Origin of the sequence: Flavobacterium tyrosinilyticum, assembly GCF_023656565.1 — a bacterium.
Taxonomy (GTDB): Bacteria; Bacteroidota; Bacteroidia; order Flavobacteriales; family Flavobacteriaceae; genus Flavobacterium; species Flavobacterium tyrosinilyticum.
The window spans coordinates 447,850-459,811 of record NZ_JAMOKG010000003.1; the positions used below are offsets into that span (position 1 = coordinate 447,850).

Annotated in this window: 11 protein-coding genes; 2 read left to right on the forward strand and 9 right to left on the reverse strand. The window is 36.9% G+C overall.

Features of this window, described 5'->3' with window-relative positions:
- Positions 1 to 334: 334 nt before the first annotated feature.
- The 4 genes from NCC77_RS16385 to NCC77_RS16400 all read right to left on the reverse strand — a co-directional run bounded on the left by NCC77_RS16385 (position 335) and on the right by NCC77_RS16400 (position 3,201).
- Positions 335 to 496, reverse strand: coding sequence for a hypothetical protein (locus NCC77_RS16385; protein ID WP_250836558.1), 162 nt, complete (start codon positions 494 to 496; stop codon positions 335 to 337).
- A 66-nt stretch (positions 497 to 562) separates the two neighbouring features.
- Positions 563 to 1,564 (reverse strand): NADP-dependent oxidoreductase, encoded by a 1,002-nt coding sequence (locus NCC77_RS16390; protein ID WP_250836559.1) that lies wholly within the window; start codon positions 1,562 to 1,564, stop codon positions 563 to 565.
- Positions 1,565 to 1,646: 82 nt separating this feature from the next.
- A complete protein-coding gene (locus NCC77_RS16395; RefSeq protein WP_250836560.1) occupies positions 1,647 to 2,414 on the reverse strand; it encodes an SDR family oxidoreductase in 768 nt (255 codons plus the stop codon).
- A gap of 61 nt (positions 2,415 to 2,475) precedes the next feature.
- Positions 2,476 to 3,201: an SDR family oxidoreductase gene (locus tag NCC77_RS16400; RefSeq protein ID WP_250836561.1), complete on the reverse strand. Its 726-nt coding sequence runs from the start codon at positions 3,199 to 3,201 to the stop codon at positions 2,476 to 2,478.
- Between the two features lie 100 nt (positions 3,202 to 3,301).
- Here NCC77_RS16400 and NCC77_RS16405 point away from each other — a divergent pair, with 100 nt between their 5' ends.
- Positions 3,302 to 3,715: a winged helix-turn-helix transcriptional regulator gene (locus NCC77_RS16405; protein ID WP_250836562.1), complete on the forward strand. Its 414-nt coding sequence runs from the start codon at positions 3,302 to 3,304 to the stop codon at positions 3,713 to 3,715.
- 118 nt (positions 3,716 to 3,833) lie between these two features.
- Here NCC77_RS16405 and NCC77_RS16410 read toward each other — a convergent pair whose 3' ends face one another.
- Complete coding sequence (locus NCC77_RS16410; protein ID WP_250836563.1) at positions 3,834 to 4,565, reverse strand: DUF3108 domain-containing protein; 732 nt, start codon at positions 4,563 to 4,565, stop codon at positions 3,834 to 3,836.
- A 354-nt stretch (positions 4,566 to 4,919) separates the two neighbouring features.
- On the opposite strand from NCC77_RS16410, the gene NCC77_RS16415 reads away from it, so the two are divergent.
- Positions 4,920 to 6,224 carry an MFS transporter gene (locus tag NCC77_RS16415; RefSeq protein WP_250836564.1) on the forward strand — a complete coding sequence of 435 codons (1,305 nt, stop codon included), beginning with the start codon at positions 4,920 to 4,922 and terminating at the stop codon, positions 6,222 to 6,224.
- 222 nt (positions 6,225 to 6,446) lie between these two features.
- Here the strand turns inward: NCC77_RS16415 and NCC77_RS16420 are convergent, their stop codons facing one another.
- From NCC77_RS16420 to NCC77_RS16435, 4 genes are all read right to left on the reverse strand, one after another.
- A complete protein-coding gene (locus NCC77_RS16420; RefSeq protein ID WP_250836565.1) occupies positions 6,447 to 7,187 on the reverse strand; it encodes a trypsin-like serine protease in 741 nt (246 codons plus the stop codon).
- A gap of 213 nt (positions 7,188 to 7,400) precedes the next feature.
- The gene (locus NCC77_RS16425) at positions 7,401 to 9,851 is read right to left on the reverse strand and encodes a glycoside hydrolase family 3 C-terminal domain-containing protein (RefSeq protein WP_250836566.1); all 2,451 of its coding nucleotides are present in this window, start codon (positions 9,849 to 9,851) and stop codon (positions 7,401 to 7,403) included.
- A gap of 124 nt (positions 9,852 to 9,975) precedes the next feature.
- Entirely contained in the window at positions 9,976 to 10,866 is an 891-nt protein-coding gene (locus tag NCC77_RS16430) for an alpha/beta hydrolase (RefSeq protein WP_250836567.1), read from the reverse strand.
- A gap of 13 nt (positions 10,867 to 10,879) precedes the next feature.
- A complete protein-coding gene (locus tag NCC77_RS16435) occupies positions 10,880 to 11,920 on the reverse strand; it encodes a nucleoside hydrolase (protein ID WP_250836568.1) in 1,041 nt (346 codons plus the stop codon).
- Positions 11,921 to 11,962 lie beyond the last annotated feature (42 nt).

An 11,962-nucleotide genomic window follows, 5' to 3' on the forward strand; every position in this document is an offset into this window, starting at 1 on the left:
ATCAATGATTAGGACTTTTTTTTGCTAAAAAAACAAAACCTACAAATCCTAAAATTTGTAGGTTTTTCTATTTTACACTGCTTTTCATATTTTTTTAACCCGAACAAAATTTCTGTGGCAAAATCGTGTCACTTTTAAGTTGGAATTCCCTCCCAAAGTCCCACAAAAAGTTGAAGACGGCTTTTAAATATAAGTCACCTTTATCAAAGTAGATTTTATAAAAATTAGTAAGGATGCAAAATGCACTTACACTTTTTCGTTAGCTCATTCAACAGGCAAAAAAAAGTTAAGTTTCTAAACAGCATTTTATTTAGCTGATAATTTTTAACATCCCCTAGACAATCGGGAACATAGAACTGCCACTAACCGTTTTGTCTGCTGTCACTTCTTCTTGGAGCACGTCCCAATGTTCTACCAGTTTTACGTCTTTCACTTTGAAAATATCCACAGCGATATAGTTTTTCCCAAACCCATTAGAAAAATGTCCGTGCACCATTACAATGTCATCGTTTTCGGCTAGAGTTATCGGGTCATAATTAAAATCGGGCAGTAAACAGGGTGCTTATTTTACCTGCACCACTACTTTTCCTCTGGCTCTTCCGCTGTTCACATAATCAAAAGCCTGATTCATTTCCTCAAAGCGGTAAACCTTATCCAATACTGGCTTTATAACTCCCTGTTCCACCAGCTTGGTAATTTCGGATAATTGCTGTCCGTTGGCTTTCATAAATAAAAAGGAATAACCAACTCCTAATTTTTCTGCCTGTCTTCGTACTTTTCTGCTGATAAAGCCTATGATCAGTTTCAATAGCCATGGCATACCCATTTCATTGGCAAAAGCAGGATCTGGCGGACCTGAAATAGAGACCGTTTTACCGCCTGGCCTCAAAATGCGAAGGGATTTTTCCAAGGTCTTACTGTCCTGGCTGTTGAGCACCAAGTCGTAATCTTTCAGCTGATTCTCAAAATCCTGAGTTCTGTAATCAATCGCCACATCTGCACCAAGATTTTTGACCAGTTCAAAATTACCTCTGCTCGCAGTGGTTGCAACCGTAGCGCCCAGATGTTTTGCCAGCTGAATGGCAATCGTGCCCACACCGCCTGAGCCAGCCTGAATAAAAACTTTTTGTCCCTTTGTCAAATGTGCTTTTTCCATAAAAGCCTGCCGGACCGTCAACGCGACTAAGGGTAGAGACGCTGCTTCATTCATGGAAATGTTTTTCGGCTTCAGGGCAACATCTGCCTGATCAACCGCTATAAATTCAGCAAATCCACCGATATGGTAATCAGAAGGACGGCTGTACACTTCATCTCCTACTTTAAAACGTTTTACATCAACCCCAACCTCACTCACAACGCCTGCCACATCGTGACCTAAAACTAAGGGCATCTGGTATTTGAGCATCATTTTAAACTCCCCGCTTTTAATTTTGGCGTCGAGCTGATTAATTCCTGCGGCATGAATTTCTATCAAAACCTCATTTGGTTTTATAGCAGGCCTGTCTACTTCGCTCAGCTTTAAAAGGTCTTTTTTGCTGTAGCGGCTAATAGTGTATGCTTTCATTATATTTAATTTTTTTAAAATTATGGCTGCATGCTTGAAAGACTAATTTATTAAAAAATGAGTTACATAACATGCAATATGATTAAGGCAGCAATAGCCGATCTGCCTTCTTTTTATTTACAAGCCCGTAGGCTAGATTTGGAAACAGCCTATTGATAAGGTAAACCGCTTTGCTGTCACCAACCCGAATGGTGAGCGTATTTTTCTTAATGCCTTTAATCAAACCCTCTACCAACTCCTTAGGGCTGATTTTTTTATCGTCTCTGCCAGCCACCATCTCGGTATCCACCAGAGGCGGCAGCAGTTCAAAAACTTTCACTTTGCTGTTGATCACCTGCAGATGTCTGCGCAGTGAAACCGTATAAAATGCCAATGCCGCTTTTGATGAACTATAGGTGGCTTCGGCTGCTGAAGGAACAATACTCAGTATCGATGTCGTGTGAATGATAGCAGCTTCGGATCTACTTTTGAGCATACTCATAAAAAGATTATTGAGCCTGATGACGCCAAAGTAATTCACATCCATTTCATAGACTGCACCTTGCAGATGTTTTTTATCCGGAATTCCTAAATTCGCAGGCGGAACCCCTACACCGGCATTATGGTACAAAATATCGATGCCTCCTAAAGCTACTATTTCGTCATACAGATTTTTTGCATCAGTTTCATCTGCCGCATCACTTTGGATGGCTTTAATTAAGGGATAACGTTTTGACACTTCATCCAGCTTTGATTGATTTCTTCCTGTAATAATCACTCTGGCACCAGCGTCCAGAAACTGTCTTGCAGCTTCCAATCCTATACCAGATGCTCCTCCAGTGATCAGAATAGTTTTATTTTGAATATTCATTTTGATACGTTTAATGGCTTAAAAAGTGGATAATCTTCAATGATTTCCGCTTATCCTTTTTTTACTGAGCCAGTTTAGCCATTGCCTCGCCTATGGCAGCAGCATACTTTTTTGTTTCGCCTACTGGTATGTCAAACTGGTTTTTCTCTAAGCCCCAGAAAAGCTCGTCGGCTACTTCTGATGCCGGAATACCGTCAGCCCCGCCTATTTCGGCAGAAAATTCGGTATTTACCAAAGGCGGATACACTTCATAGATCTGAACATTTTTCTGCTCTTCATAGGTGTATCGCAAAGCCATTGTGTAACTGTGCAGAGCTGCTTTGGTAGCACCATAGGTAGGCAGAAATTTATGGCTTCCATAAACCGCAAGCGAAGAAATATTCACAACGGCCGCAGCTTCTTTTTCCAGCAAATGAGGCATCATCAATTCTGTAAAATGAATAATAGCAATATAGTTGACATTCATCTCAATTTTTGCCTTTTCGTGGGCATTGGCGGTTTCGCTCAATAAATAGGCAAAAGCGGCACCTGCATTATTGATTATGATATTGACATCGGAATGATAGTTTTTTAATTGATCTGCAATACGGATCCTGTCTGCCTCAGATGCAAAATCACCCTGAATTCCTACTGCACCGGGCAGTTCCTTTAATGCATTTTGCAAACGCTCTTCGTCTCTTCCGTTGATGATGATGTTATTGCCTTCGGCGGCTAATTTTTTAGCGATGGCCAAACCAATTCCGGCACTTCCGCCAGTTATAAATACTGTATTCCCTTTTGTCTGCATTTGTATATTTCTTTAAATTGTTGTAAATTCGCTTGCAAATTGCAAGTACAAATATATAAAACCACTTTCGTTTTGCAAGCGAATTTTTAATTTTTTTTTTATGGCAGAAAATAAGAAGCGTTCCGACTGTCCTGTAAGCCAGTCGCTGGATATTTGGGGAGACAAATGGTCACTGCTGATTGTGAGGGATTTAATGTTTGCCGGACAGTGCACTTATGGCGACTTTCAGAAATCAGACGAGAAAATAGCCAGCAATATATTGGCTTCACGACTTCAAATGCTTGAAGAAAGCGGGATTATCAAAAAAGAACCTCATCCGGAAAGTAAATCCAAAGTTTTATACAAACTCACTGCGAAAGGTATCGACCTTTTGCCGCTGATGATTGAAATCAATTTATGGGCAGATAAATACTGCAGCATCACGTCTGAAAGAAAGGCACTAATCCAAGAGGTGAAAAAGGATAAGGAAGGGTATATAAAAATGTTTTCCAAAAAATTGAAAAGTCTGGTTTAATTTGAAGAAAATCAGCAATTGGAATTGACTGCAATTATATTGCAAAATACTAAATGAGCTGGGGCATAAAAATGACCCAGCTCAAATATTGAGATGATTACTATTGAACACTTAGAAATTAATTTACTTTTTCCATTATCATTTTGTTTTTTCCCATATCAATTTCCTGTTTCAAAAATTGATTGGTTTGGGAATCAATATAATAAGTATTTATCGTTTTGTTTTGCGAAATACCATCTGTCACAGTAATAATCCACACCGATTTTCCACCAAGGAAACCTTTTTTGGTGTTCGTTATATTTGCTTTAAGAATTGCAGCTTTTGTGACAAGATTATAATCAAAAATAGTCATTTCTGTTTTATAATTTTCTTTTAGCGGAAGCCAGCGGATTATTTGAGGATAAATATTGCTGTCAAAAAAGCTTCCTATTGTTTCTTCTTTAATATCTATTTTTTTGCTATCCTTTTTATCGAGATAATAACCAGTTGTTTGTTTCCCGAAATTAAGCTCTATGTCTCTTTGGGTGTTGACAGAAGTATGTTTTACAGGGTTTAAGTTAGGAAGTTCCGCTATCGTTTCATCAACCCAGTCCGGCATATTTTTCATTTTTATCGTCGTGGTTACTTTTATTGTGTTTTTTGTTTTAGCTATTTTAGTAAATACCTTTCCAATTTCAATTTTTGCAGTATCTCTAACTGCAAACCAATTCATTTCATACTCTTCATTTTTAATTAGTTTCTCAATAATTTCATTGTGATCAGGGGACTGTGTTTTTTCTTGGGCATTTGCAGTAAAACATAATAAAAAAAGGCCTGCATAAAGAAGAAATAAGGATTTCATAGATTTCATATAGAATATTTTTATGTTAGTTGGTGTGCAAAAAGGAATAAATGTTACAGCAGGCTGATTTTTAACCTATTATAATAACACATGAAAATCACTAAAAATAGTAAACCTAGGGGCCAAACAATCTTAATTTCAGGGCCACCTACTTCAGAATTTGAAAAGTCAATACCTGCTTCGACATTTATTCGTTTTATTTTGTGGCTTACCCGTTTAAAAATTCGCAGCAAAGTGAAAAAGTTATATATTGATTATTCATTCTTACTTATGAACGCAGACGGAAAACAATTTAACTGGAAAAACAATTCTTTCCTGTTGCTTTTGAATTCGTATATTCGGCCTTTATTTTGAAAAAAGAGAATGATTGCAAAATTGAATGAAAAAAAATCCTATCCATGGATTGTTGTCGGCCTGCTATGGTTTGTTGCTTTATTGAATTATTTAGACCGGCAAATGCTCTCCACTATGAAATCAGCGATGATGGATGACATTCCTGAATTGGCTAAAGCTGAAAATTTCGGACTTTTGATGGCAGTTTTCCTTTGGATTTATGCGCTTATGAGTCCTGTTTCTGGAATTATAGCAGATCGGTTTAACCGAAAAAGAATCATTATAGCCAGTCTTTTTATTTGGTCTGGGGTGACTATGGCAATGGGTTATGCCACAACTTTCAATCAGATTTATATTTTGCGTGGCATTATGGGTTTTAGTGAAGCCTTTTATATTCCGGCTGCCTTATCCTTAATAGCAGATTATCATCAAGAAAAAACACGCTCTTTTGCAATTGCGATTCATACCACTGGAATTTATTTAGGACAGGCACTCGGTGGTTTTGGAGCCACTATTTCTAAGTATTTTTCCTGGCATTTCAGCTTTCACTCCGTAGGTTTATTCGGTGTGCTTTACAGTTTAATACTGATATTTTTTATACAAGAAAAGAAAACTTACTTTTTAGATCCTACAAAAAAGTCATCTGTCCGCTTTGAATTCAAGCAAATGTTCAAAGGATTGGGAATATTATTCGGTAATATCTCCTTTTGGGTTTTGCTCTTTTATTTCTCTGCACCAAGTTTACCAGGCTGGGCGGCCAAAAACTGGTTACCCACCTTATTTACTGAAACTTTACATTTGGACATGTCTCTGGCGGGACCAATTGCAACGGTAACCATTTCCATGTCTTCCTTTTTTGGCGTTTTAATTGGAGGTGCCATTTCAGACAGATGGGTGATGAAACACCTTAAGGGAAGAATTTACACTAGCGCTATTGGATTGTTTCTTACCATCCCGGCATTATTTTTATTTGGCTATTGCTGTGACACAACCGCTATTGTTTTTGGCGCTGTCCTTTTTGGACTTGGATTTGGAATATACGACACCAACAATATGCCTATTCTTTGTCAGTTTGTTGCTCCCCGATACAGGGCTACGGGATATGGAATTATGAATTTTGCAGGTATTTCAGCCGGAGCTGTTATCACAGAGTTTTTAGGAAAAGCCGCTGATAATGGAGGAATGAGACACGTTTTTGTTCTACTGTTATTTGTAGTGTTTACTGCCATCGTTTTACAGCTGGTGAGCCTTCATCCAAAAACTATTGATATGATTGATGAGAGTGAAGCGACAGGGTTTCAATCTAAAAAAGATACAAATTTGGAAATTAAATAAAATTACATTCTTTTACCATAACCTAATTTTAAACATAAGGTAAGCCAAAATCATTCTTACTAATTAAAATAATAAGAGACGACCTGATGGCCGTCTCTTATTATTTTATAAAAACACCTATTCTAGAATACTGCCAGCTTCCACTTTTTAGTTGTATTTTGACAATCGGGTTTGCCAAAAAACAACAGCCTCGCGCTACCCCCTTTTTACAGGAAAGGCTTTCTATTTATCATGCTTTCTGTTTTCCATAAAAGATACTAAATTCGTTATTGCGCATGGAGAGAAAAACTTCTTATTTGAATCTGGATCAACTGTTCCATTTGAGACAATCCCAACAAGTAAACCATTTTCATCTACTAGTGGAGCCCCACTAAGTCCTCCGAATTTCTCTGGCACAAGAATATCTTTTAATAAAATGCGATTTGAAATTGTTTTATAATATTCAAATTCATATACCCTTTGAGGTCCATTTTCCATCGTTCTGGTCCAACCCACAACATATAATTTTTCTCCCTGAATTAAAGGAGTATTTCTTATTTCCAAAGGTATAATACTGGAAGAGTTTTGCTTTATGGAAAATACCAGCCAATCATTATCATAAGTTGACTTGGCTTCCAATAACTCAGACTTGTCTTCATTTAATAATTTATCACAAATTACAATTTCGGACTTATTGTTTAATGGGTATAATACCCAATTTTTAATATAGCTCTCCAACGACAGGGTTGTCATTTTTTCGGGCTTAATAATCTTAAGTATATGTTTTGCTGTTACAGCAAATGTTTCATTGTTATATTTTATAAGAAAGCCGCAACTGAATTTTGGCTGGTCATATTTCGGGTTTATAAATTCGATCCCGTTCACCAAAGCGATTTCTTTAAATGCTTTATTTGAAGAAATCTCCTGTCCGTAGCAGCCTGCTATCCACAAAATCGCAATAGCAGAAAAAAGTTTAAATTTCATAATAGTACCAAATTTAGATTTCACTATCAGCCAATGCAAAACTTCCTTTTCTTGTATGCTGAGTTTCAAATATAGAAAAACAAATGTTATAAATGATAGAAGAGATTCACGAAAACAGAACCGGGATCATTATAAAATACAAGCCCTCTTCAACCAAATGAAAAAAACCGCCTTGAAAAATCAAGACGGCTTTCAGAAATAACTAACTAAAATTTATGGTTTAAGCTCTGTAAACTTCGAATCTAATTCAAAAGCTTTCTTCACTTTCTCCACTGTAATTTCTTTTTCTACTGAAAACGATGCCGTTTGTTTAATATCTAAAGAAGAAGCTCCAACTAGAACTTTGTAAGTTCCAGCTTCAGCAATCCAAGCACTTTTGTTTTCTAAGAAAGAAGCCAGGTCTTTTGGAGATAATGTTAAAGTTAACGTTTGGCTTTCGCCTGGTTTCAATTCTTTTGTTTTTCCAAAAGCTTTCAATTCTTCTTTCGGTTTATCAATAGATTTTGAAGGAGCTGAAAGATACAACTGCACTACTTCTTTTCCTGCCACTTTTCCAGTGTTTTTTACCGTAACAGAAACAGTCAATTTATCCTTGAAAGTTGGAGAACTTAATTTAACTCCTGAATATTCAAAAGTTGTATACGAACTTCCAAACCCAAATTCATAAGACGGTTTAATGTTGAACGTATTGAAATAACGGTATCCAACATACACGCCTTCTTCATATGTTACGTCTTTCGGATTATCAACTGGAAATCCTGGGAAATTTTTAGCTGATGGCGTATCTGAATATTTCGCTGGGAAAGTCATCGTCAATTTTCCAGATGGATTAATTTTTCCTGAAACCACATCGGCAACAGAATGTCCGCCTTCCTGACCTGGCTGCCACGCTAATAAAATTGCATCTACTTTATCTTTCCATGAAGCTGTTTCGATGACACCGCCAATATTTAAAATAACAACTACTTTTTTTCCTTTAGCATGAAAAGCTTTTGATATTTTATCCAGCATTTGAATTTCTTCATCAGCCATATTAAAATCATTATTGACAACTCTGTCTCCGCCTTCTCCAGAATTTCTTCCTAAAGTCACGAAAGCAATTTCAGAGCTTGCTGCTTTTTTAGCGATAAAAGCATCATCCATTTTTAATTCTGGAAGTCTTTCTGGCAAAGCCAAAATTCCTCTTGCTTTTCTGTTTTCTAGTTCAGCTGCCACTTCTTTTTCAGCATGCGGTTTGTACAAATCAACCAATTCTTTGTCTAGTTTGTAACCCGCAGCAGTTAAACCTTCCAAAAGAGAAACAGTGTGTTTGTTATTCACACTTCCGCTTCCTGTTCCTCCTGTAATCCAAGCGTAAGAAGTAACTCCAAATACCGAAACTTCTTTTTGTTTGTCTGCAAAAGGCAGTGCATTGTTTGTATTTTTAAGTAAAACCATTCCTTCTGCAGCCGCATTTCTGGTTACTTCAGCATTTTTAGTCAGGTTTGGTTTATCGCTGTATTTGTATTTAGCAAAAGTCGGAGTACGGAAAACATATTCTAAAATTCTTTTCACGTTTACATTTGCCACTTCCTGAGACAATTTACCAGAATCTAAGGCAGCCAGCAACGCTTTTTTCTGAACTGGAATTCCTGGCATCAATAAATCATTTCCCGCAATCATCTGCTGTACAACATCAGAGTTTGATCCTTTCGAAATCGATTCAAAACCTGGGAAACCACCAAACCAATCCGTCATTACAATTCCTTTGAAACCCCATTCGTCTCTCAAAACCTGCGTTAGAAGATCTTTTCGGTCAGATGTGTAAGTTCCGTTTAATTTGTTGTAAGAAGACATTACTGTCCAAGGCTGAGATTCTTTAACCGTGATTTCAAAACCTTTTAAATACAATTCTCTAATTGCTCTTTCAGAAACATGAGCATTGATGGTTAAACGGTTACTTTCTTCATTATTAACTGCAAAATGTTTGATTGAAGTTCCAACGCCTTGCGACTGAATTCCGTTTACAATTGCCGCCGCAGTTTTTCCTGAAATTAAAGGATCTTCAGAATAATATTCGAAATTTCTTCCGTTCAATGGATTTCGGTGGATATTCAAAGCTGGCGCTAATAAAACATCCACACCGTATTCTTTTACTTCGTTCCCCATTGCTTTTCCAACTTCTTCCAAAAGCGCTTTATTCCACGTTGAAGCCAAAGCCGTTCCAACTGGAAATGCCGTTGCATAATACGTTTTAGAATCATTTTCTCTTGTTGGTGCGATTCTTAATCCAGCTGGACCATCGGCAACAACCGTTGCAGGAATTCCGAAACGTTCGAAAGCAGCCGTTCCTCCCGCTGCTCCAGGAACCAAACCTTGTTTAGAATCTCCAACAGGACCAGTCAAAACTTCGATTCCCGGCATTCCAGTTCCAATCAAAAGTTCCACTTTTTCTGCATTGGTCATTTCTTTGATGATGGCATCAATTCTTTGATTAGCAGTAAGACGCGTATCTTCCCACGGATCTAGTTTTCCGTTTCTGTTGAAATCAGCAAACGTAAATCCTTTGATAGTTACAAGCGGCGGATTCGTTTCATCATTCGGAACAGTATTCCAAGACAAATTAGAAAGTACTAACGCCGTTAAAAGCGTCATTTTTCCTGTTTTTATAATTTTATGTTTCATACTATATAGTTTTTAAAGTCCTAATTAATTTTCACGCAGATTTAAAATGATTTAAGCTGATATTCGCAGATTTTTTTTTAATCTAATCTCAAATCTGTCTAAATCTGCGTGAAACCTTTTCTATTTATTTAGATAAAAATCCTTCTAAAGAAAGCCATTCTTCAAAGCGGGTTTCCCATGAATCAACAGGTAGATTTTGTTTTCCAGTTCCAAAACCATGTCCGCCTTTTGAGTACATATGAAGCTCAACAGTCTGTCCTGCTTCAAGCCATTTATTATACATTTGAATACTTCTAGGAGCCAGTTTTAATTGGTCATCACTCGCGGCACATACAAACATTGGAATCTTTTTTTCTGGTGCAGGAACACTCAAAAGCTCTGGTCTTGGTCCGCCGTAAATATTCGCTACAAAATCTGGAAGCTGTTCTGCTTTATTATCCAAAACGGTTTCCATCGCCACCGTACTTCCTGCCGAAAACCCGATTATACCAACTTTTTTAATGTCAATTCCATATTTTGAAGCATTCGCTCTAACATAATTCAGAGCATTTTTCCCGTCTTGAGCTGCCAATTGAATAGTAGCCAAAGAGTTTTTTTCAAAAGCGGCTCTGTCTTTTAATTTGTCCATCATTTCTCTTGCAGGATCGTTGGTCTCGGTTTTATTAAGACGGTATTTTAAAACAAAAGCAGTAATTCCTTTTTTGCTTAAAATTTCTGCTAATTCTTTTCCTTCCCTATTGATGGATAAACTTTGAAAACCTCCTCCTGGAGCAATGACAATGGCAGTTCCTGTATTTTTAACTCCTTTTGGAACTTGATAAACTAATAAGGAGGGATCTGTTACATTGTAAACAACTTCAGTTTTAAAAAGATCGGAATACATTTGAGCTTCTTTTTGTGTCCAGCTTTCAGATCCTGGTGATTTTCCTTGATACAATTTTATGGTTTCTTGTGCTTTAACAGAACTTCCAAATAGCAGAAATCCTGTTGCTAAAAATGTGTATATAATTTTCATAATAGTGTGATTGTTATTTAGTTGTTTTAAACAGTTGCAGTTTGGCAAAGAAATCTTCAAACATCAATCGTGTATCTAATTGATTATAAACCCGAATATTCCTTCCGTTATGATTCGTTTCATAAAGTCCTTGCAAATTGATCAATGGTGAAGATTTTAAGACATAAGAACTCGAACTCGGATCTGCTTCAAAAGAAGATTGCAGCGCCGTTAATAAAACTAACGGACTGTCTCCCATAATGTAAGTTTCGCCAATATGAAGATTGAATTGCTGTACTCTTTTCATCAGACTTTCTATTTTTTCTGAAAGATATTCTCCCGTTTTTCCTTGCGGTTTTACTTTTAGCAACAATTCAGAATACGACAATAAAGTCTGGCGATACGCATTTCTTGGAATTTGCCAAATTGGAATTTTTGAATCATTAAAAATGACTTGTCCTGCCGTAATATCAATTCCTAAATTGTATTCTAAAGAAGTGTAACCTGGCGGCGGTGTTGCTAAATCTGAATATTCAGGACCGCCAATCCAAACTAAAATAAGGCGATCTGCAATTTTAGGTTCTAATAAATAAGCACTTGCAATTTCAGTCAAACCTGCTCCGCAAACTACATAAAGTGGTGTTTTTACATCGTCACGCATTGCCTCTTTTACAATCGCTTTTGCTCCTTCCGAAATATTTGGTGTTTTAGCATCTTTCAGTTGTAAATTGGAACCTTCATAAACGGGAAAAGCATTTTGAAGTTTCATTACTTCCAGAAGTTCTTTTACTTTTTTAACCGCATTTGTGGCAGTTTCTGATGAAGAATCAAAACCATCTCCCGGTTTTAAATGAGAACCAATAATACCTTTTATTTCTGCCGAAGGCGATAAAATCTGATGCACCAATTGAAACAATCCGTCTGGATCTCCGCTAAAATCATTGTCGACAATAACACGCATTCTAGGCACTACCAAATCTTTTGAAAATGAATTTTTAGCTGTTGATTGGGCTTGTGAAACGAATCCTGTGCATAATGAGAATATCAGAATTAGTAAATGTCTGTATCTTTTCATAAAAGTTCTTTTTAATAAAGTGATTATGCCTCTTGTGTGGTT